The 21,705-nt window shown below is 60.3% G+C and carries 20 protein-coding genes and 1 tRNA gene; 11 read left to right on the top strand and 10 right to left on the bottom strand.

Features of this window, described 5'->3' with window-relative positions:
• Positions 1 to 37: 37 nt before the first annotated feature.
• Positions 38 to 712, top strand: a complete 675-nt coding sequence (gene gph / locus ACR0NB_RS00105; RefSeq protein ID WP_480774618.1) for a phosphoglycolate phosphatase — start codon at positions 38 to 40, stop codon at positions 710 to 712.
• Positions 713 to 933: 221 nt separating this feature from the next.
• Here the strand turns inward: gph and ACR0NB_RS00100 are convergent, their stop codons facing one another.
• Together ACR0NB_RS00100 and ACR0NB_RS00095 are read right to left on the bottom strand one after the other, a co-directional pair.
• Positions 934 to 2,181, bottom strand: a complete 1,248-nt coding sequence (locus tag ACR0NB_RS00100; protein ID WP_480774617.1) for an acetate/propionate family kinase — start codon at positions 2,179 to 2,181, stop codon at positions 934 to 936.
• Positions 2,178 to 3,566 (bottom strand): bifunctional enoyl-CoA hydratase/phosphate acetyltransferase, encoded by a 1,389-nt coding sequence (locus tag ACR0NB_RS00095; RefSeq protein WP_480774616.1) that lies wholly within the window; start codon positions 3,564 to 3,566, stop codon positions 2,178 to 2,180. Before ACR0NB_RS00095 ends, ACR0NB_RS00100 begins: the two co-directional genes overlap by 4 nt.
• Positions 3,567 to 3,951: 385 nt before the next feature.
• Here ACR0NB_RS00095 and ACR0NB_RS00090 point away from each other — a divergent pair, with 385 nt between their 5' ends.
• On the top strand, positions 3,952 to 5,154 hold the full coding sequence (locus ACR0NB_RS00090; protein ID WP_480774615.1) for an APC family permease: 1,203 nt from the start codon (positions 3,952 to 3,954) through the stop codon (positions 5,152 to 5,154).
• A gap of 44 nt (positions 5,155 to 5,198) precedes the next feature.
• Here ACR0NB_RS00090 and ACR0NB_RS00085 read toward each other — a convergent pair whose 3' ends face one another.
• Positions 5,199 to 6,794 carry a GMC family oxidoreductase gene (locus tag ACR0NB_RS00085; RefSeq protein WP_480774614.1) on the bottom strand — a complete coding sequence of 532 codons (1,596 nt, stop codon included), beginning with the start codon at positions 6,792 to 6,794 and terminating at the stop codon, positions 5,199 to 5,201.
• A 108-nt stretch (positions 6,795 to 6,902) separates the two neighbouring features.
• Here ACR0NB_RS00085 and ACR0NB_RS00080 point away from each other — a divergent pair, with 108 nt between their 5' ends.
• From ACR0NB_RS00080 to ACR0NB_RS00065, 4 genes are all read left to right on the top strand, one after another.
• Positions 6,903 to 8,141 carry a TRAP transporter substrate-binding protein gene (locus ACR0NB_RS00080; RefSeq protein ID WP_093962894.1) on the top strand — a complete coding sequence of 413 codons (1,239 nt, stop codon included), beginning with the start codon at positions 6,903 to 6,905 and terminating at the stop codon, positions 8,139 to 8,141.
• Positions 8,142 to 8,207: 66 nt separating this feature from the next.
• The gene (locus ACR0NB_RS00075) at positions 8,208 to 8,873 is read left to right on the top strand and encodes a TRAP transporter small permease (RefSeq protein ID WP_093962895.1); all 666 of its coding nucleotides are present in this window, start codon (positions 8,208 to 8,210) and stop codon (positions 8,871 to 8,873) included.
• Positions 8,873 to 10,231, top strand: coding sequence for a TRAP transporter large permease (locus ACR0NB_RS00070; protein WP_093962896.1), 1,359 nt, complete (start codon positions 8,873 to 8,875; stop codon positions 10,229 to 10,231). The genes ACR0NB_RS00075 and ACR0NB_RS00070 overlap by 1 nt, the downstream gene beginning before the upstream one ends.
• An 11-nt stretch (positions 10,232 to 10,242) precedes the next feature.
• A complete protein-coding gene (locus ACR0NB_RS00065) occupies positions 10,243 to 11,022 on the top strand; it encodes an IclR family transcriptional regulator (protein WP_480433478.1) in 780 nt (259 codons plus the stop codon).
• Between the two features lie 98 nt (positions 11,023 to 11,120).
• Here ACR0NB_RS00065 and ACR0NB_RS00060 read toward each other — a convergent pair whose 3' ends face one another.
• From ACR0NB_RS00060 to ACR0NB_RS00035, 6 genes are all read right to left on the bottom strand, one after another.
• On the bottom strand, positions 11,121 to 11,582 hold the full coding sequence (locus tag ACR0NB_RS00060) for a c-type cytochrome (protein WP_170366788.1): 462 nt from the start codon (positions 11,580 to 11,582) through the stop codon (positions 11,121 to 11,123).
• A 37-nt stretch (positions 11,583 to 11,619) separates the two neighbouring features.
• On the bottom strand, positions 11,620 to 12,519 hold the full coding sequence (locus ACR0NB_RS00055; RefSeq protein WP_170442278.1) for a c-type cytochrome: 900 nt from the start codon (positions 12,517 to 12,519) through the stop codon (positions 11,620 to 11,622).
• 9 nt (positions 12,520 to 12,528) lie between these two features.
• Complete coding sequence (locus ACR0NB_RS00050) at positions 12,529 to 13,101, bottom strand: c-type cytochrome (protein ID WP_480774613.1); 573 nt, start codon at positions 13,099 to 13,101, stop codon at positions 12,529 to 12,531.
• Positions 13,102 to 13,155: 54 nt separating this feature from the next.
• Positions 13,156 to 13,476, bottom strand: a complete 321-nt coding sequence (locus ACR0NB_RS00045) for a hypothetical protein (protein ID WP_170595711.1) — start codon at positions 13,474 to 13,476, stop codon at positions 13,156 to 13,158.
• A gap of 24 nt (positions 13,477 to 13,500) precedes the next feature.
• Positions 13,501 to 13,950, bottom strand: coding sequence for a c-type cytochrome (locus tag ACR0NB_RS00040; RefSeq protein WP_170595712.1), 450 nt, complete (start codon positions 13,948 to 13,950; stop codon positions 13,501 to 13,503).
• Between the two features lie 283 nt (positions 13,951 to 14,233).
• Positions 14,234 to 15,568: a tetratricopeptide repeat protein gene (locus tag ACR0NB_RS00035; RefSeq protein ID WP_170392400.1), complete on the bottom strand. Its 1,335-nt coding sequence runs from the start codon at positions 15,566 to 15,568 to the stop codon at positions 14,234 to 14,236.
• 99 nt (positions 15,569 to 15,667) lie between these two features.
• Between ACR0NB_RS00035 and ACR0NB_RS00030 the strand changes: the two genes are divergently transcribed.
• The 5 genes from ACR0NB_RS00030 (at position 15,668) to ACR0NB_RS00010 (ending at position 21,445) form a co-directional block, all read left to right on the top strand.
• Complete coding sequence (locus ACR0NB_RS00030; RefSeq protein WP_170362728.1) at positions 15,668 to 15,901, top strand: hypothetical protein; 234 nt, start codon at positions 15,668 to 15,670, stop codon at positions 15,899 to 15,901.
• Positions 15,902 to 15,911: 10 nt separating this feature from the next.
• Positions 15,912 to 17,384, top strand: coding sequence for a guanitoxin biosynthesis MBL fold metallo-hydrolase GntH (gene gntH / locus ACR0NB_RS00025; protein ID WP_217353599.1), 1,473 nt, complete (start codon positions 15,912 to 15,914; stop codon positions 17,382 to 17,384).
• A 4-nt stretch (positions 17,385 to 17,388) separates the two neighbouring features.
• On the top strand, positions 17,389 to 18,369 hold the full coding sequence (locus tag ACR0NB_RS00020; protein ID WP_170337610.1) for a CobW family GTP-binding protein: 981 nt from the start codon (positions 17,389 to 17,391) through the stop codon (positions 18,367 to 18,369).
• Between the two features lie 128 nt (positions 18,370 to 18,497).
• Positions 18,498 to 20,171, top strand: a complete 1,674-nt coding sequence (locus tag ACR0NB_RS00015) for a sulfatase-like hydrolase/transferase (protein WP_170370967.1) — start codon at positions 18,498 to 18,500, stop codon at positions 20,169 to 20,171.
• 47 nt (positions 20,172 to 20,218) lie between these two features.
• Positions 20,219 to 21,445: a DUF3179 domain-containing (seleno)protein gene (locus tag ACR0NB_RS00010; RefSeq protein WP_480774612.1), complete on the top strand. Its 1,227-nt coding sequence runs from the start codon at positions 20,219 to 20,221 to the stop codon at positions 21,443 to 21,445.
• 171 nt (positions 21,446 to 21,616) lie between these two features.
• On the opposite strand, the gene ACR0NB_RS00005 is transcribed toward ACR0NB_RS00010, so the two are convergent.
• A tRNA-Met gene (locus ACR0NB_RS00005) sits at positions 21,617 to 21,693 on the bottom strand.
• Positions 21,694 to 21,705 lie beyond the last annotated feature (12 nt).

Raw genomic sequence — 21,705 nt, 5'->3', positions numbered from 1 at the left:
CTAGGCCGGGTTTCGACCTTGAGAGACGGGAGCGGAGATGACGTCGGCAATCGTGTTTGATCTGGATGGCACGCTGGTGGACAGCCTGGCCGACATTGCGGCAGCAGCGAACCGGATGCTGGCCGATCAGGGCTATGCGCCCCTGCCCGAAGAAACGATCCGGGGATTCGTCGGCAATGGTCTGCCAAAACTGGTTGAGCGCGTGATCCTCCACTGCGGACTGAGCATTGAGCGCCATTCCGAACTGACACAGGTCACGCTGAACCATTACAGCCAGGCATCAAGTGCGATCACCAGGCCTTATCCAGGTGTCAAAGACGCTCTGCGACGACTGCGGGCTGCAAATATCGCGCTAGGGGTCTGCACCAACAAACCGGAAGCGCCCGCGCGGCATATCCTTGAGGTTCTGGATCTGGCGCAGTTCTTCGACGTGGTGATCGGCGGAGATACAGTGAAATCCCGCAAACCCGACCCCGCCCACCTGACCGCCACGTTCGAGGCACTGGGTTCAAACGACGCGCGGGTCTTTGTGGGCGACAGCGAAGTGGACGCAGAAACCGCCCAACGTGCCCAAGTCCCATTTATTCTGTATTCGGAAGGGTATCGAAAGTCGCCGGTCTCGGAACTTCCCCATTTGGCCAGCTTCGACGACTTTGCGCGCCTCCCTGACCTGGCAATGCGCATCACGGGCTTATCTGGTACCGGGCTCTAAGGCTTTGGCTGTCAAGGGATTCAACTTTTTTGGGGGTTTTTGAGGGGCCGGCTGAGGGGGTAGGTAGCCAGCCCCTCTTCGGGGAAAGTGGTAGGCCAAGTTTGACCTTGGTTAATCAGACAATAGCCCAGCCCACCTATGCCCGAAATTGGGGGTTTCCCGTAGAGAGCCATTTTTTCGAAAAATTCGCCGAAAATCCTTTGCTGACGTCCAGCGCCTGATCACTCAGGCCCCGAACCATCGGCCGGGGGCGGCGAGGCTGGGCTCGCTTTGTCCAAAAGCGTCTCGTACATGTGCGGATAGACGAAGCGAGCAGCCGCACGGGCGATCACCAGTTCCTCGTTGGTGGGGATGACCATGACCTGAACCCGGGACAGCGGTGTCGAGATAATCCGGGCGTGGTCCGTGTTGGCATCGTGGTCCAGCTCAATCCCCAACCACCCCATGTTGACGCAAATCCTTTCGCGCACCAGCGCAGAGTTCTCGCCAATCCCACCAGTGAACACCACCGCATCCAGCCCACCCAGCACAGCCGCAAGCGCACCGAGTTCACGCCGCGCACGGAAATTGAAATAGCTGATGGCCCGGCGCGCGCTGCCGCTGTCGGACTTTTCCAGCGTGCGCATGTCGCTGGACAGACCGGACAGACCCAGCAGGCCGGATTTACGATACAGAAGTTCGGTGATCTCATCCACGCTCATGCCCTTCTGGTCCATGAGGTAGAGAACGACACCGGGGTCCAACTGGCCGCATCGGGTTCCCATAGGCAGACCGTCTATGGCCGAAAACCCCATACTGGACCCGACCGAGCGACCGTGGATCATACCGCACATCGACGCGCCGTTGCCCAGATGCGCCACGATGACCCGGCCGCCATGCAGCAGCGGCGCGGTCTTGGCCAGATGACCCGAGATGTATTCGTAGCTGAGGCCGTGAAACCCATAGCGGCGCACGCCCTTGTCATAATACTCGGTCGGCAAGGCAAACGTATCGTTGACCCAGGGGTGACTGCGGTGAAAGGCGGTGTCGAAACAGGCAACCTGCACCGCATCGGGGAACCGTTCGACCGAGGCACGAACGCCGCTGAGGTTGTAGGGTTGATGCAATGGCGCAAACGGCGAGAGTTCGTCAAGCGCCGCAAGGCTTTCCGGCGTCAGCAAGATCGGTTGATCGTGGTCAGGACCACCATGAACGATGCGGTGGCCGACGGCCGCAATATTGGCCGCGGGAAACTGCTGGATGATGAGGTCCAGAACATGATTCAGGGCCTCGTGATGATCGGCAATCCCGTCTGCGACATCACCGCCCAACGTGCGGCCATCCGAGGTTTTGGCGCGGATGGTCGCGCCAGCGCTGCCGATACGGTCCACGATTCCGGTGCAGATTGCCACCGGGTCATCGGACGGCAACGAAAACAGCCCGAACTTCAGAGAGGACGAGCCCGCGTTCAGCGTGATGACATGGCTCATGACCGCCCCCCGGCAATGCGGGCGGCGTGCAGGGCAGCCACGGCGCAGGATGCCAAACGCGCCTTGTCGTCGTCGGCGCGGCTGTTCAGGATGATCGGCACCTTCGCCCCCAGAACCACCCCTGCCGCTTCGGCGTTGGCGATATATGTCAGCTGTTTGGCCAGCATGTTGCCCGCATCCAGGTTCGGAACCACAAGTATGTCGGCCTGTCCGGCCACTGGCGAGACGATCCCCTTGATCCGTGCAGCGGCCATGCTGACCGCATTGTCCATGGCCAGCGGACCGTCGACCAACCCTCCTTTGATCTGGCCCCGTTCAGCCATCTTGGACAGCAACGCCGCGTCGATCGAGGACCGAATGGCCGGGTTCACCGTCTCGACCGCCGACAATACGCCAACCTTGGGCATTTCCATCCCGATCGAGATCGCCAGATCAATCGCGTTCTGGGTAATGTCGATCTTGGTTTGCAGGTCGGGCTCGATATTGATCGCGGCGTCGGTCACCAGCAGCGGGTGCGGTTGCCCGGGCACGTCCATGACGAAAACATGGGTAAAGCGCCGGCCCGCGCGCAATCCCTGATCCTTCCGCAATGCGGCCCTCAGCAGATCATCGGTGTGCAGATGCCCCTTCATCAGCGCCCCGGCCCGGCCTTCGACCACAAGGTCGACGGCGATGCGCGCGGCTTCGCTGTGCTCTTCCGCGGCGACAATCTCGAAACCATCCAGCCTTTCGCCCAGTTCCTGCGCCGCCTGCCCGATCAGGTCCGGGCGACCGACAAGTATCGGCTCAATGATCGTTTCCCGCGCAGCCAGGATCGCGCCGCCCAGCGAGTTCGGGTCCTCCGGCGCAACGACGGCGGTCGGGATGGGATCCAGCGGCCGGGATTTCTCCAGCAACGCGTCGAAGTGACGGTGCCGCTGAACGATCAGGCCGGGAACCTCGATTTCGCGGAACGACAGGGCGCGGTCCGGCGCGATTACCACGGCTTTGCCGCTGACGATGACCGCGTCATCCCAGCATCGGGTGACGGTGGTATCCAAGACCACCTCGCGGTTTGCACGCTTTTCGGTGACGACCACGCGCGCCAAAAGCTCGTCCCCGGCCATGGCACGGCCTACGAAGTCGAACTGTTGCGATTTGTAAAGCGTCCCGGCCCCGGGAAGGATGTTTCCCAGAACAGCCGAGATCAGCGCGCCCACGAACAGCGATGGCGCCACCGCCTCGGGCCGGTCGTCTCCATCCCCGTCCTCATGGGCCAGGTGCAGCGGGTTGTGATTGCCCGAATTCGCGGCAAAGGCATAAAAGTCATCCTCGGTGCACAGACGCTTCAGTTCGGCCGTGTCCCCGATTTTGAGCTGATCATAGGGTTTGTTGTGATACTGCATCTGGTTCAATCTGCGAATGCTGCGCGCCGACCGCGGCAATGGCTGGGCCGAGCGACCGGAGCTGTGTTGCCCGGAACCTGATGGATTACACGCGAAATGTCCAACTCATACCCCGACACGTCACGTCATATTGGCGTGCACGAAGACCTTTCACGAGCGATGCAACAAGACGTTGACAGCCAGCCGGTTTTTTTGGCGCGCCCGCCATCTGGCTCCGGAAAAGGCGATGGATCTCGGCACAACCAAGCGCCAGAGTTGAACGGGATACCGCTGATTGGTAAATCTGAGCGACCTAGGATGCCGGTACACATACCATGATCGCCCCTCAGCGATTGCCCCCCACCAGCGGCGTCCCGAAGAGCACTAGCGAGGCAGAACCGTTCCCTTGACGACCGAGTTGCAGAATACGTTGATCCTGTCCGCGGTCGTGGTGGTCTTGGCCATTCTGGTTTGGCCACGTGTCGCCAATTCCCGGATGTGGAGAGCCTCGATCACCCCGCTGGCGTCGATCATCGGCAGCGGGTTCCTTGTTCTTGGTCCAATCCTGGACGTCAGCTTTGGGGATCTGGCCCCTCTGGCCATGCTTGGCCTCTGCGCCGCGGCCTGGGGGTTCGGAAGCGCAATTCGATACAACATCCGCGACATTGCGCACAGGCCCGACCGCGGCTCCGGTATCGAGCGGGCCGAAAGGGTCGCGTCGGCAAGCCTGGCTTTTGCCTACTTCATTTCGGTCGCGTACTACCTGAACCTGTTCGGCTCGTTTGGCGTGAGCTTGACCCAGGTGGATGACGCGTTTCATGCCCGCCTTGTGACCTCTGGCGTGCTTGTGCTGATCCTTTTCGTTGGCTGCACCCGGGGGTTTTCCGCGCTGGAACGGTTGGAGCAGATTTCAGTCGGCCTGAAACTGGCAATCATCGCCGGGCTGCTTGTCGGACTTGCCACGTATTTCGCCGAGCAATACCGCCAAGATGCGCTTGTCTTTGACCCGCCGGCCGAGCGCGGCTCGCACGCGTTCATGTTGTTGGCGGGCCTGATCGTCACCGTGCAGGGATTTGAAACCTCGCGTTACCTCGGCCACGCCTATGATGCGGAAACGCGCATTCGCTCCATGCGGTGGGCCCAGTTGATCGCAAGCGCGGTTTACCTGATCTATATCGGCCTGTTGACCTATTCGGTCGAACCGGGCGGCTTGGTTCTGGACGAAACGGCGATCATTGACCTGATGCAGGTCGTCGCCCCGATACTGCCCGTCCTTCTGGTTATTGCGGCCCTGTCGGCCCAGTTCAGCGCCGCCGTCGCGGATACCAGCGGGTCCGGTGGACTGCTGTCGGAGATTTCAGGCGGGCGCGTCTCTGAACGGACCGCCTATACCGTTCTGGTCGGCGTCGGATTGATACTGACCTGGACATCGAATGTCTTTGAAATCATCAGCTATGCGTCGCGCGCCTTTGCAGCCTATTACGCGCTGCAGTCCGGCATCGCGGCCCGGTCGGCGTCTCAGCAAAATCTGCCCTTCCGCGCGTTGGTGTTTGCATTGTTCTGCATTCTTGGCGCAGCAATCGCGGTATTCGGATTGCCCGTCGAATGACCCTCTGACCTTACCCAGCCAATAACTGGCCCACAGACGCCGTGTCAGCCGTGTCCCGCGATCAGATCGCTGGCCTTCTCGCCGATCATGATGGCGGGCGCATTGGTGTTTCCGCTGACGATTTCCGGCATGATCGAGCAATCTGCAACGCGCAACCCCTCGATCCCCTTCACCTTCAAATCAGGACCGACAACTGCCGCATCGGTCGTGCCCATCGCGCAGGTTCCGGTCGGATGATAGATCGACACCGAATTCGAACGCGCCCAGTCCAACGTCCCCTCATAGTCATCACAGGACAGATCCGCCGTCGGTCGGAACTCCTCGGAGATCTTTGAGGCCAACGGATTGTGGCGCGCAATGTTGCGCGCGATGTTGACGCCAGCGACGATCGTACGGCAATCGGTCTCTGTCGACAGATAATTCGGGATGATTTTGACATAGCTGGCAGGGTCCGGTCCGTCCAACCGCAACTCTCCACGGCTTTCCGGCCTAAGTTGGCAGACCGACATCGTAAAGGCCGAAAACGGGTGCACGCCTTCGCCAGGGCTGTCCGCCGACCAGGGCTGGACGTGAAATTGGATGTCCGGGGTTTGAACATCGGGACGGGTCTTCATGAAACCGGTTGCCAGACTGGCCGCCATGGTCATGGGACCGGCCCGGAACAACGCGTATTTCAGCGCGATGCGGGCCTGGTTGAACAGGCTTCGCACTTCATCGTTCAGGGTCGGCTCGTTGCACTTGAATACCAGGCGCGCCTGCAGGTGATCCTGCAGCCCCTTGCCGACGTTCGGTAAGGCGTGAACGGGCTCGATTCCGTTTGCCTTCAGATGATCCGGGTCACCGATGCCTGACAACAACAGGATCTGCGGAGAGTTGATTGCCCCCCCGGACAGGATGACCTCGCGCCGGGCTTTCACCGTTTTGGTTTCGCCCGACCGATCGCGGTAAACGACGCCTGTTGCGCGCTTGCCGTCCATGGCAACCCGCGTCACCAGCGCGCGCGTGATGATCGTCAGGTTCTGCCGGTTGCGGATGGGCTTGAGATAGGCGACGGCCGCACTGCAACGACGACCGTTGCGCGTAGTCAGCTGAAAATACCCGACGCCCTCCTGGTTGGCACCGTTGTAGTCGGGATTGAACGGATAGCCTGCGGCCTGCGCCGCGGCGACCCAGGCATCGCAGATCGGGCGCTGTATGCGCATATTGGAGACGGACAGCGGGCCACCTACGCCGTGATACTCATCCTCTCCACGCTCTTGGTCTTCGCTGCGTTTGAACAGGGGCAAAACATCGTCCCAGCCCCACCCGACGTTTCCCATCTGGCGCCAGCGGTCATAGTCCTCTTTCTGCCCGCGAACATAGAGAAGCCCGTTCAACGAGGACGACCCGCCCAACACTTTTCCGCGCGGCCAATCAATGGAACGCCCATTCAGGCCCGGGTCAGGCTCGGTGCGATAACACCAATCGACCGAGGGGTTGTGCATGGTCTTGAAGTACCCGACCGGGATGTGAATCCACGGGTTGGTGTCTGGTCCGCCCGCCTCGATCAATGCAACTTTGGTTTGGGGGTCAGCACTAAGCCGATTGGCGATGACACATCCCGCAGAACCGGCACCGACAATCACATAGTCCACTTCCATGATCGGCTCCTCCCGAAGTTGCTAAAAAAACCCTATGCAAGATGCATGAATTAAGCTAGCATTTTTTGATACAAAACGTCTCATTAATTGCGAAACGGGAGGATAGCAATGGAGATCGGACGAAAGTTAAGTGGCATTTCACGGCGGGACTTTTTCCGCGTTGCCGGACGCTATGGTATGAGTTCCACTCTGCTGGCAGCAGGGGGTTTCGGTGGGGCCATGAGCCTTGCCAATCTCGCGCAGGCTGCTGAATCCACGTATGAAAAACGGTTCTCGAAAGAGCCCAAGCACACGCTGAAATTCGGTGCAGCAGGCTTCAATACGCGCAACCTTCTGATCGAACGGGCCGGCGCCATCGAGTTCGCCCGCGACCTCGAAGAGCGCACGGACGGTGAGATTCGCATCGAGTTCATCGGCGACAACCAGATCTGTGGTCAGCTGAGCTGTGTCGAGAAAACCCAGCAGGGCATCGTGGACATTTACGCGGCCTCGACCCAGAACTCGGCCGGTGGCGCACCCTATCTGAACGTGTTGGACTATGCCTACATGTTCCCGAGCCGCGCGGCGCAGTATCATTTCTTCTACAGCCCCGCCAGCCAGCGGATCCTGCGCGAGCCGCTCGAGAAGCGCCACGGGTTGAAGTTCCTGTTCACCCACTGCGAATTGCGCGGGTTGCAGATGGGGTCGACCTTTGCGGACAAGCCCACTGTCACCAAACTGGAAGAGCTGTTTGGCACCAAGAACCGCGTGACCGGCACTCAGCTGGGTCGGATCGCGATGCAGCTGCTGAACCTTAACCCGGTTCCGGTGGCTTGGGAAGAAACGCTGGACGCACTGAAGACCGGTCTGATCGATGGGGCCGAAACCTGGGCATCGGCGGTGGCCTATGCGAACATGGCGCCGGTCGTTTCCCAGTCGGTCAACCTCAAGTTCTTCTGCGGCACCGAACACACGTCGATGTCGGCCAAGGTCTTCGACAGCCTGGGCGGCGAGTTGCAGGATGCGGTCATGGAATCGTCCTATTTCACGCAGGCCCTGATCCAGGGTGCGAACGAAGCCGCGCTGCTGAACACGGTCGGCTTCTCGGATCCGCAGCTGCCCAACACGATCTTTGCCGAGAACGGTGTGCGTGCGGCCTTCCTGCCGGACGACCAGATCAAGCTGGCCGAGGAAATGTGTGCCCCGAACTTCAACCCGGAACCCTGGGCGGAATGGCGCGAGCGCCTGAACAAATGGGCCGGCGGCATCGACACCTATCAGGAGATCTACGACATCGCGCGCGAGATCCCGGCAGACACCCTGCCGGAAAATGTCGAGCCGCGCCGTTGGTGGATGGGCCAAGCCTGATAAACTGATTTGAACCGGCCCCGCGTGGGCCGGTTCATCCGAAGACCGACTGGGAGGACGGGGTTCATGTCATTTTGGGCAGACATTGGCGCGATATTCAGCGCCTTTCTCAGCCAGGATTCCTTTGAAATTCAATCAGCGTTGGAGTCCGACGCAGCGTGGGTTGTCGGCGCCGTCGTTGCTGCGCTGGGCGGGCTTCTGGTCATGCTGATCTATCGCAAGGTTCCCTTCATCGAGCGCCATCTGGAACGATCCGTTATGGTGTATTCCTATCTCGCCATTGCGCTGATCATCTTCTGGGGCGTGATCGACAGGTTCGTCTTCAATGACCAGGAACCCTGGTCCACAACGATTCCACCCTTGCTGTTCATGGTGATGGCGTGGTTCGGGGCCTCCTACAACGTGCGCCTCAGAACGCATTTGAGCTTCAGCGAATTTCGGACCGCGATGCCACGCGGCGGGCAGTTGGCCTGCCTGATCCTGGACGCGGTGCTGTGGTTCATCTTCGCGGTCATCGTCATCGTGACCACGTCGCGGCTGGTGGCCTTGTCAGCGTCCAACTTCCAGATCGTTCTGGGCACGGACAACGTCATGCAGTGGTGGTTCCTGCTGGCGGCACCGTTGTCATTCTTTCTTATGGTCGGCCGAGTGTTCCAGAACCTGGCGGACGATCTGCGCAACTTCAAAACAGGCGAGCCGCTGATCAAGCAGGCCGTGATCGGGGCAGACTAATGGCAGACGGAACTTGGGTTACTTTAATTTCGCTCGGCGTGACATTCCTGTTCATGTTGGGCGTGCCGGTCCTTCTGGTCATCGGTTACTGGGTGATCGGCTGCTCGTTTGTTCTGGGCCTGACGCTCGACAACATGGGCGCCGAGCTTTTGAACGTGTTCAACAAGGGCTTCGCGCTGCTGGCCATGCCCCTCTTCATCCTGACCGGAGACCTGATCAACAAGTCGGGTATCGCCCGAAGGCTCAGCGACTTCGCCTATGCCTGTCTCGGTTGGATACGCGGCGGTCTGGCGATGGCTTCGCTTGGGGCCTGCGGGTTGTTCGCGGCGATCTCGGGGTCGAACTCGGCCACGACAGCCACGATCGGATCGATGCTGCACCCCGAGATGGTCAAGGGCGGGTATGACGAACGCTTCAGCGCCGCAACCGCCGCGGCAGGCGGCACGGTCGGCATCATCATCCCGCCGTCGATCATCTTCATCGTCTACGGTTTCCTGATGAACCTGCCGATTTCCGAACTGTTCGTGGCCGGCATCCTGCCCGGCGCGCTGATGGTGATCGGGATGCAGTTTGCCTGCTGGATCATCTGTCGCATGAACGGCTGGGGTCACCTGATCCCGCTGCAGCTGAACCGCGTTCTGAAAACCGCCTTCGGCGCATGGCTTGGCTTTTTTGCCATCGGTCTTGTGCTGTGGGGCATCTACACCGGCAAGTTCTCTCCGACCGAGGCCGCCGGGGTCACTGTTGGCTTCTGCGTCATCGCCGGGCTGGTGAGTTATCCGATCAACCGGATCATGGGCGCCCGCGACGATGTTTCCCCAACGGACAAGAGCTTTGCCGAAATGCTGGTGGTCGAGGGTTTCACGATCCCCGAGATCCCGTCAATCGTCATCCGTTCGGCACAGATCACCGGGATCCTGGCGCCTCTGATTGCCATCTCGGTGGTGATGCAGCAGATCCTTTCCCTGCTGGGGGCTCAGGAAACGATCGGCAATTTCGTGACCTCGATGGGGGGCTACCATGCTGTTCTGTTCACCTCGATGGTGATCGTGTTTTTCTCGGGCATGGTTCTGGAGAGCCTGCCGGTGACCATCATTCTGGCTCCGATTCTGGCGCCGATCGCAGCTTCGGTCGGGATTGATCCGATCCACTTCTCGGTGATCTTCCTTGTCGGAGCATCCATCGGCTTCATCACGCCGCCATACGGGCTGAACCTGTATGTCGCCTCGGGAGTTACGGGCGTGCCGTATTTCCGGCTTCTGCGGTATACGGTGCCTTATCTGGTGGCGTTGCTCTCGGTCTGGATTCTGGTGTCACTGGTGCCTGATCTGGCCTTGATACTACTGCCGAAAAACTAGACTGTAGCCGGATGACCGCGACGGACACACAAGACAAGGACACCCAGATTCCAACGAACCTGCGCCTGTTGCTGATCTTGGAAGAGGTCGCGCGGCGCGGGGTCGCGGTCAAACCGGCAGACCTGATCGAAGCGTTGGGTCTGGCAAAGCCGACGGTCCACCGGCTGCTGCAGACGGCCGAGGCCGAAGGGTTCCTTCAACGTGATCTGGACGGCCGGTCCTATGGGCCCGGCCCCCGGTTGCGGCAGATGTCCGTGAACACCGTTTCGTCCGAACACCTGCGCACGGCCCGCCTGGCTATCCTGCGCGGAGTGGCCGACGAAATTGGTGAGACCTGCAACCTTGCCATCCCCGACCGCGAGGGGATGATCTATCTCGATCGGGTCGAGACCAAATGGCCGCTGAGAATCCAGCTGCCGATCGGGACACAGGTGCCGTTCCACTGCACCGCCAGCGGAAAGATGTACCTCTCGACCCTACGCCGAAACACCTTGGATGGGTTTCTCTCGGCCCGCGGGCTGACCGCGAACACCGAGAAAACCATTACCGACCCCACGTCCATGCGTGCCGAGATCGCCAAAATCGCCCAGAACGGTTACTCGACCGACGACGAGGAGTTCATGCCCGGCATGGCCGCCGTCGCGGTTCCGGTCTTTGACGAGAATGACCGGCTTGCGGCCACTCTGTCCGTGCACGCCCCCACGCAGCGGCACGATCTGACAAGCCTGAAGCAATTCCTGCCACTGCTGCAGTCCGGGGCACTCAAACTGTCGGGTCTGCTTGCTTCATAGGGTGGCGAACACGGGACCGAGCCGAGCGGAGGCGAGTAGTGATCTCGCCCAACCGACTTGAGCAGACACAGAATTGACGCGTAAACTCCGACAAAAAATCAGTTGCCTGCCCGGGCTTCCGCCTCGGTACGTTGGCGTTGAATCGCGCGTTCGCGTTCGGGCCAACTGTCCTTGATGAACGCGAGGATGTCCCAGATATCCTGATCGGACAGGCTGTCGGCAAATCCCGGCATTCCGCTTTGGACCCCCGAGACTCCCATTCGCTTGAGCATCTCCTCGCCGCCCAACTTGGTATAGTCGAACAATAGGCCATCGCCATGATGCCAGGTGTGCCCGGTTCGATCATGCGGCGGGGCTGGCAGGACGCCGTCCGCATCAGGCGTTTGCCAATCGGCTTGACCCTCCAGCTTCGCCCCGTGACACGACGCACAGTTTTCGGCATAAAGCGCCGCCCCACGTAGCGGATCGGCGGATGCACCGTCAGGCACCCCTTTTGACATCCACCATTGAGCGCTGGCTACACCGATGATCACAACGGCCACCGGTGTACCCCATTTCATCATTGGCGAGATCGCTCGGCGCGGCGGCTCCACCTTTTTACCCTTCGTCATGGGCATCGAGCAGATAGGTGGCTATGGCGCGGTGGTCTTCTTCGGTCAGGAAGCGGGTGCCGTAGGTCACGACCTCGCCCATTGCGCCGCCAAATACGTCACCGTCGGGCATGATACCTGTGCGCAGGGCATAGGCCAGGCTGTCGACCGTCCAGCCCCGCCTCTGCAGGGTTGCAGAGTCGATGGCCGGCGCCTTGTCGCCGCCCGGCAATGCATCACTGCCCCTGAAGCGCTCGGAATCCGATTTTCGGGCACCCAGCAGATTGCGCCCGGTGTGGCAGGCGGCGCAGTGGGTGGCGCCTTCGACCAGCAGCCGGCCGCGGTTCCACACATCACCTTTGCCGGGGACCGGATCGGTGCGCGGAGGATCAAGGAAGGCCGCGCGCCACAGTTTCAGCCCCCAGCGCTGGTTGAAGGGAAAGGCCATCTCTTGCGCGCGGGACGGCGTGGCCGCCGGGGGCACGGTCTGGAACGCCGCCCACAGGTCGGCGATGTCCTGATCGGTGAATTCGGCGTAGAACGGGTACGGGAAGGCCGGGTAATAGGGCTGCCCGTCCGGCGCCACGCCTTGGCGTACGGCCTTGGCGAATTCCTCGATCGTCCAGCCACCGATTCCGTGGTCCGGGTCGGTGGTCAGGTTGGGGGAATACAGCGTGCCAAAGGGTGTCTTTAGCTTGACGCCGCCGGCCAGGGGCGCGCCGCCCTCGGCGAAGTTGGTGTGGCAGGCGATACAGCCGCCCGCCCGCGCCAGGTAGGCCCCGCGGTCAACGTCGCCCGTCAGGTCGGGCAGTTGCGGCGTCAGACCGATCGGCCACGCGATTACGGCGGCCAGCCCCGCCGCAGCCAGTACGGCAGAGGCAAGGACCAGACGATAGAGGCGTTTCATCGAAGCACCTTATTCCGACCGAAACCGCGTGTGACAGGCCGAGCAGGTCTGGCCCAGCATCATGAACACGCCATCGGCGGGCATGTCGGACAGCTCCTCGCGCCCGTGGGGGCCGCCCGTCATGGCCCCGCCCCCCATCATCGAAGCGCCGCCCATCATGCCCGATCCGCCCATCATGCCGGACCCTTGCCCGGCACCGGCCATCATCAGCCCGTTGTCGGCCGCGAAGGCCAGCCCCTCGGCATAGGTCTGCAGCTGTTCGGCCAGTTCGGCGAAGGCGTCCCAGTCCTGCCAGATCGCGGGTTTGGCCTCGGAGGGCATGCCATCGCTGCCTTCGGGGAACAGCCGGGTCATGCTGTCGCCGGCATGGCGGCCGATCGTCTCGGCTGCGTCTCGGACGGTGCCGGCGTCATAGGGCGTCTTGCCCTGCATCATCGGCGTCAGGGTCTTCATGGCGTCCTTCATGGCGGACATGCCGTCCATGCGTTCCTTCACGATCCCGGTGGCGCCACCATGCGCCAGGGCGGTCACGGCCACCATCCACGCCAGCACGGCGCCCGTCGTCAGCTTGAAAAAGGTCATCCTCTTGTCCTGTATGTCTGCTTCAACTCGCCCCCAGAAGAGGCCTTACCTGACTCAGGACACGGCGCGCGGCGGGGGCGGATCGAACAGGGCCACCGGCAACATCCGGTATTGGCCCGACGGGATGGCACGGCGGTTGATCGTTGAGACCAGCGCGGAAACGACGGGCGCGGCCACGGTCATGGCCACGCCGTTGCAGAAGGCCCCGCCGTGGCAATGGCCCGGGTGGCCCTGTTCGACATGGTCGGGGTCGGATGCTTCCAGATCGACGACGGCATGTGTGCCCCCATCGCCCCCATGCGCAAAGGCGGGTTCCGAGAACACCAGAAAACCGGCCAGGACCAGGCCCAAGGCCAGAATCCACCGTCCGATCATCCTGTCCGCCCAGCTGTGCAAGGTTCAGTTTATCCCGTTCTCGCGCTGCAGTTCCCTGACATAGGCAACGATGCCCTGCACGTCAGCACGGGTCAAGCCAGCGACCGGCGGCATGTCGCCAAAGCGCCAGTGGTGGGCCTGAACACCATATTGAACCGCTCGCTGAAAGGCCTCGTCCCCGTGGTGGCTGGGCTCGTAGATCTTATGCACCAAGGGCGGCGCCAGGCCTTCCAAACCCGTGGCATTCGACCCATGACAGGCTGCGCATTTGACGTCAAAGGCAACCTTGCCCATCTGGGCCGGCGCACTGAACGTCGCCGGCACGCTGACTTGCGCGATCGGATCCCCCTGCGACAGCGACGAGGTGTCGGGCACCTTCATCGCATGGCCCGCAGGTTGTTGGCTGAGGTTGTAGGCGAACACGGCAGCGCCTGCGATCAGAACGCCGCCTACCAATAGCGTCAGTTTGTTCATCGGCTCGTTTCACTCGGTTGTTTTTGGCTTGGCGCGGGCGACACCAAAACGGTCTGACACTGATCAAACCTGCTTGACCTGCCGGTCTTGCCGCCTTGCGCACAGTTTCGGGGGGACTGTCTGCCCCATTCCCGCGCTGGAAGGTCAAGAAAAGTTTGCCGCAAGTTTCCCCAAAGCCGACGATGGACTGCAGCACCGAAACGTCAACGCCGAGCTGGGCCGCGCACGAAGCCATCAGTTGGAACTTGAAGACTTCTTAGCGGCGCAGGCTGCGACGGGTCTGTCAGTACTTCGCCAGAGATCCGAGTATCTTCTTCCGTATATCGGCGTCACCCGGAAAGATCCTTTGCACCAGAAATTCGGACGGAAAATCCGGCCACGTGGCCTCCAACTCATCAACAAGTCTTTGCGCTTCGTCAAAATTGCCCAGCTGATCATGAGCGACGGCCTGGAACAAAAGTGATGGCCCGCTTACGGGCGCTCCTGCAGCAGGCGCACCCTGAAAGGCATCGACAACGTTTTCGTAGTTCCCGAGCACAAGCTGCGATACGCCCCAGATATTTCTCGCCCCAAATCGGCCGGACCCGGATCTGGCCCGCGACGGATTGCTAACCTCAGCCGCAAGTTCGGGCTCGTTCGCAATCAGGGCGGCAATCCCGACAAGGTCCAGAACATGGCCATCTTCAGGCGCTAGTTCAGCAGACAGGCGCGCGTAGTTCAAAGCCTCATCCGCGTCGCCCGAAACCGCCAATCGCCAGCCGTTCGAGGCGTTGGCCCAAGCACCCGACGGGGACAACTCAAGTGCCGTTCCTGACATCTGGGATGCTTGCCGCAACAGATCCTCTCGTGTGCCCTCGTCTTGAGACAGCAGAGCCAGTGTGGCCAAGACCTGAGCCATTCCCGCATAGCCATCGGGCAAGGCCGGGTCGAGTTCGGTGGAATGCTGAAACATTCCCAGGGCGATCTGCTGGCGTTTGACATCGAAGACCGGAAAGAACATCCCCCGCGCCTGATCCGCCAGGTTGGCCGCTTGGAGTCTGGCAAGCGATTGCTGACCAAGCGCAGCCCGTTCGGCCTGCCGGGTGGTGTTAGAGGGTTGCCCGGCCTCGTCGTTGCCGGGTCTCAGCCACATGCCCAGCATGACGATCATGGCCACAACGCCCAGCCCGACCAACAGAAGTCCACGCAGGTGCCTACGTCCACGGGGCGGGCCTTGGCTTGCCAAGTCCGACTTCGGATCATCCGGGGAAGCTTGGTGCGAAAACCGCGGTTTGTATCCGCCAGGATCGACGAAGATCCGAACGCCCTGGCCGTCCCAATGGTCTTCGTAAAACTCACGCAGCAAACGCCGTAGTCGCCTGGCCTCTACCCGAACCAGATTTCGACCACCGCTGCCATCAATGCTGCGACCGTACACTTCGACTGCGATGGCCTTGCCGCGGATCTGGGAACCGCGACCGGCGAGGGCTTCCTCGACGACATAGGTCAGAAACTGCTGAAGCCGGGGCGAAGTTTGGAACTCGGCGCTGGCGACAACGTCACGCAGCGCCTGCCGAACCAGGTCAGGTGATGGCAGCCCAACATCTTGATCTATCGATAAATCATTGGCTTGGTTCACTGCAAACTCACCCCCAACTCACGGTGACTCACTTGGCCGCCCCGGTCAACCGCACGCATCTTGATGCGAGAATAGATAGTGGGAATCGGGCTTTATCCAGTGACGGACGACCTCAAAGACGAGCTACCCGAGCTTTCGACTGCGCTTTCCAGCCAGTTCGAGGCGGACGCGTTTCTGAGCGAGGCCATCGAGGACTTCGGCAAAGTCTGCGCAAAGCTCAAGGATACGTCGATCACCGCGTCCGAGCGCGAGGAATGGGCCCACATCAAATCTGAACTTGTGAACGAGCTTCGTCGTCTGGCGAAGCGCAATCTTCGAAACGCATCCGACTGAGGGTATCGCAATGACCGACAAAGACCAAAGCAACGATCACGTAAACGAGCAAAACCAGCCAGCGGATGAAATCGAAAACCCTTCGCGCCGGCATGTCATGCAGGGGCTGGCGGCAGGTGCGGTGGCAACGGGGGCTGTCAGCTACGGCTCTGGCACAGCGCAGGCGCATGAGGGGAACGGCCCTCTGGGTGAAAGCCTGAAGAACCCCTATGGCGGCCGGCCGGCCGGCGGCATCACTCTGCCCGAGTACTTCCGGCCGACGAAGTACATGACCGGGTCGAACGCAAACTATTTCCCGCTTTCCGAGGAATTGGGGCCCGACGAGATGCGCATCTCGTTCTGCGGGTCAACGCCGTTTCCTCCGCGTGAGGATCAGGCAGGCACCTGTGTGATGGTCGAGCTGGGCAATGGAAAACGGTTCTTCTTCGATTTCGGGTCGGGCTGTGTGCGCAACATCATCGGGATGCAGGTTCCTGCGCAATTGATCAACGATATCTTCATCACGCATCTGCATGTCGATCACTACGCCGACATCCCCTATATCTACCCGTTCAGAGCCTGGTCGGGTGGCTACACGCCGCTGCGGATCCACGGCCCGTCCGGCCGGACACCCGAGCTTGGAACGGCGGGCATGGTGGACGGTATGAAGCAAATGCTGAAATGGCATTTGGAGGCCTTCGACGTATTCCCGATCGGAGACGGCTATGAAATCGAGGTCAACGAGTTCGATTTCCGTCAGGAAGGCGGCATCGTCTATGACGAAGACGGCGTCACCGTTCGCTCCTGGCCACGCAGCCATGCCAAGGACGGCGCGGTCGGGTATCGCCTGGATTGGAACGGCCTGAGCTTCGTTTGGACCGGGGACGGCCGCCCGGATGAATTGAGCCTTGAATACGGCAAAGGCGTTGATGTGTTCGTCACTGAAATGTCCGGTCAGGATATCGGCCAGTTGATGACCTACAAATACGGCCTGCCGCAGGAGCTGTTCAACTACACGATCGATACCCATCACACCTCGCATTATGCGGTTGGCAAGATGATGGCTGAGGCACGCCCCCGGCTTGCGATGGTAACGCACTACACGCAGGACGAAGACATTGATGCCGAGATGCTGGCGGGTATCCGGGCCCATTATGATGGGCTGTTCGCCTGGGGTCTGGACGTGGCCGTGGTCAACGTCACAAAAGATGCGATCTGGTATCGGAAGGCGACACTGCCCGGCAAGTCAGGCTCGGTCGCACCGTTCCGTGAATTGGGCAAGATGGAAGCCGAAGGCAAGATCACCTTGCCCGATGAAATCAAGCCACCTGCCCCGCGGTCATCGCGCGCCGAACAGCAGGACCAAAAGTACCGCGACATGGAGATCGACCCCAAGGAATACTACCCCTCCGACGTGTTCCGCGCGCCCAATCCCGAATGGCCCAGCGACTTTGTGATCAAGACCGACGACGTCATTCCAAACCGCAAGAAGAAGACGGAGTGACAGTATGATCGAGTTTGGTTCGACTGCGGCAATTCCGGTCACAATTCTTACCGGCTTTCTCGGGGCGGGGAAAACAACCCTACTGAACCGCATCCTGACCGGCAATCATGGTCTGCGGGTTGCGGTTCTGGTCAACGATTTCGGCTCGATCAATGTGGATGCTGATCTTGTGGTTGGCCTGGAAGACGATGTGATGAGCCTGGCGAATGGTTGTGTGTGCTGCTCGATCCGGGATGACCTGATCGAAACGGTCGAGGCCGTTCTCGCCCGACCGGAGAAACCGGAATACATCGTCCTCGAGGCCAGTGGCGTATCGGACCCGTCCTCGATCGCGATGACGTTCACGGACCAGAAGTTCCGGGACATGATCCGCCTCGACAGCCTGATGTGCCTTGTCGACGCCGAGCAGCTGTTCGCTGCACCAGAGCAGATGGAGTTGAAACTCAGGCAAATCGCGTTCTCCGACATGGTCATCTTGAACAAGGTGGACCTGGTCAGCAGAGAAACAGTCCAGAAAGTGCACGACTGGCTCGGCTCGCGTTTCCGCAGGTATCGCCTGGTCGAAGCGGTCAATGCGGATGTCCCGCTGAACATATTGCTGTCGGTCGGCCGGTTTGCTGCCGAACAGCTTGAGACAGAAGTGCCGGAGCATCATGAGCATGGGCCTGACTGCGGGTGCCGACACGCTGATCATTCAGACGGCTTTTCAACAACGATGATGAAGGCCGAGCAACCCATCAGCCTGTCATCGCTGAGAGGCGCAATTCGAAAGCTTCCGGGCGACGTCTATCGCCTCAAAGGATTCGTTTTCAGCGAGGAGGACCCGGACCATCGCATTCTTGTGCAGGTCGTCGGAAAGCGCATGGACATTTCACGGGATGGCGCATGGGGTGATCGAAAACCCGAGACGCGGCTTGTGGCGATCGGCGCGCCCGGTGCGCTTTCGGAACATGTGCTCACCGACGCCCTGTTCGAAACAGCCTAGTGATCACGCCGGTGGTTTGCCCCCAAACGGGGTGACCGGCCTTCATGCCACCGCCCCTGAATTTGATTTAGGGACAGAAATAATTAGACTTGTCGCAGTCGCAACCATCCTGCAACGGGGAAACCCTTATGTTCACAAGACTCTTTTGTTTGGCGCCGGCCATCTCGATCCTGTTGTCTTCCCCGCTTTTTGCGCAGGACACACCGATCATCCATGACGCACAGTACTATATTCTGGAAGCGCAGAATGGCGAGCAGTGGATTGAAGACAACGCTGCCGTCGATGCGGTGCTGGAAGAGTTCCGTGAAGGCAATGCTGGCAACCCTCCCAACATCGTGTCCATTCTGATCGACGATCTGGGTTTCGGCGACATGGGCATTCCCGAACTGAATGCGGTACGCGGAATTGAGACCCCCAACATCAATGCGTTCTCGGACGAAGCCATGCGCATGGTTCGAATGTATACCGAGCCCTCGTGCACGCCGACGCGCGTGGCCCAGATGACCGGGCGCCTGCCGGTGCGCATGGGCATGGGCGATACCACGGTCGACATAGCCGGCTTTGGCCTTCCCGGAGATGAGGTCACGCTGGCAGAGGTTCTGAAAGAGGCCGGCTATGCCACCAGCCATGTCGGCAAATGGCATATGGGTGATATCGCGGAAAGCTGGGCGATGAACCAGGGTTTCGACTATGCGCAGCATGCCATCCATCAACAGGGTCAGCTGACGATCTTTAACGATGACGCCATCCGCGAGCAGGTCTCGGTCGGCATCCAGGACTTCGAAGAGGACTATATCGTAGACGATTGGTTCCGCCCCGATCCTGCCGCCATGGCCACCGTCATCGAAGGTGAGGCTGGCGGTCCAATCCGTGAAATCCGCATGCAGCCGGGCGAGCGGTGGGACGCAGAAAAATACGATGAGATGAACGAACAGTTCCAGCTCAAGGCGCTGTCTGAACTGCAGCGGCTGGCAGGCGGCGACACCCCCTTCTTTCTGCAGTACTGGCCGATGATCCCGCTGGACAACACGCGCGCCGGACGCGATGGCCCCGAAAGCGTGAATGGCGGACTTTATGCGGACAAGTTGCAACTGCTGGACGAATATCTGGGCGTGCTGTTTGACGAGATGGAGACGCTTGGCGTAGCCGAAAACACCATCGTGGTGCTGATGGGCGACAACGGGCACTTCACAAAATATTCCCCACAGTCAGGTTTCACGCCGATGATTTTCCGCGGCGGCAAGGGAGATACGACAGAAGGCGGCGTACGTGTGGATGCCTTCATCCGTTGGCCCGGAATGATTGAGGCGGACTCGATCGTGAACAACATCATCCATGTGTCGGATCTGTATACGACCCTGTCCCGCCTGGCTGGTGCCGACGCGTTCATCCCACGGGACAGGCTTGTGGATGGGGTGGACCAATCCGCGTCAATCCTGTTCGGCGATGAGTCGAAAACGCGTCGCGATCATGTGATCATCTATTCGGTGGCATCCCCGAAGGCGATCGTGAAGGATCAGTTGAAACTGAACCTTCCGGGTGCCGGAGAAAGTGCAATTCTGGCGAATTTCTTCGATATTTATCGGGATACGCATGAAAAGTACCCGGTTTCGACCGAAGTCGGCGCGTGGGGCGGCCAGGAATTCCAGCGCATTCTGGGACGGCATCTTGCCCGAAAAAAGCTGTATCCAGATACCGAACCTGCGCGCGGCGTGCCTTATGAAGGCATCGAAAACCTGCGCCCGGAAACCGTTGCCGCGGTCGAAGCCTTTCTGACCAAACAGGCTGCGGTCGAACGCTAACTGCAGTCCGACCTCACCTCGGCCCGCCACGTTCAAGAGGCACCTCCATGCTTGCCAACCTGATCTTCTATACTGGACTCGCTATCTCGCTCGGGATTGGCTTTGTCTATTTCCGCGACCTCGGCGACGTGTCCCAGATGTTGCTGAAGGTAAAGCGAGAAAACATGATCCGCTTCATTCGCAACGAATATCGGTTGATCGGGCTTGGCCTTGCGGCTTTTGCGGTTGCTACCATAGCCCGCTTTGCGTTCGGTGCCGGCATCGGTGCGATCTGGTGGTTGGGCGCGGCTCTGGCATTGGTTCTGTATGGCTTTCCCTATGTGTGGGTCCATTTAGGGTTGAGAAACCAGCTCAACACAGCCCGGTATTACAGCATTGCCGAAGCCGAACGGTTCGTCGGACCGACCGCGCCCGTGATCGTGATAACAAACGGCGATCACGCCCGGGCACATCCTGACGCCCAGATCATGCGGCCCCACCTGGCCGGCGACGCCAAGGGGCTTGGGGGCGAAGACGTGGTCATGACCTATTGCGCAATGGCCAATCTTGGTCAGGGTTACAGGCCATCCATCGAAGGAAAACGGCTGAATCTTCAAGTTCTAGCGCAACATGGCAACAACTTGATCCTGCGGGACAACGACTCCGGGGAGCCAATCCAACACATCTATGGGTTCCGAGAAGCGGATCGGGACACCGCGTCGGACGGGCCCGCCTGCCCATTGCGTCCGGAAGCTCAAATGGAGCCATGGCCAACGTTCCGCATGACATTCCGTGGCTTCAAGAAAGCCTACCCGGACGGTGAGGTCTTTCTGAACAAGCCGTCGAGCAACCCGTTCCTGAGACTGCTGGACATGGTGCTGGAGATCGTTTTCGGATGGGGGATCGCCAGGCAGCATCAAGAGGCTGACCCCGTCATGGACAACATGGAGCGCGCGCCCGACACACGCCTGCCCAACAAGACACCTGTTTGGGGCGTGACCATCGGGTCGGATGCCGTCTGTTGGACCGACGACTTCTTGGTTGACCAGAACTGGCTGGTGAACACACAAGTCGGTGGGCGTGATCTTGTGGTGCAAATAGACCCGCATTTCGAAAGCCTCGGGGTCTGGTACAACGACAGCGGCAACCCAGTAAAGCGTTGTGACTTTTGGGGAAATAGCGATCAAGGGCAACTCACGCGGGTTGAAACCTTGCGCGCCGGGCTGTTCTGGCACGTCTGGGCAGAGTTCTTTCCCAACACAGATGTCAATCGCATTGGCGGCAGCGCGACGTAAGTTAGGCGGATTGGCTCACCGGGCGTGAAAGTGCCGCGCCACAGTGGAACGCTTTCGGAGAAACACTCCCAAAGCCCTTCTGCTCGGCGCCCCAAGACACTACCCTATCGGTAAAGGGCTACCCTTGACCCAAAGCTAGGGATTTTGTGGATAGTTTTGATTTTGTGGATTTGGTTGCGGGAGCAGGATTTGAACCTGCGACCTTCAGGTTATGAGCCTGACGAGCTACCGGGCTGCTCCATCCCGCGACACTTTGGGTT

This window comes from Ruegeria sp. CG3 (assembly GCF_056537205.1).
The sequence above is the reverse complement of the archived record's forward strand: the minus strand, read 5'-3'. Positions and strand labels throughout refer to the sequence as shown.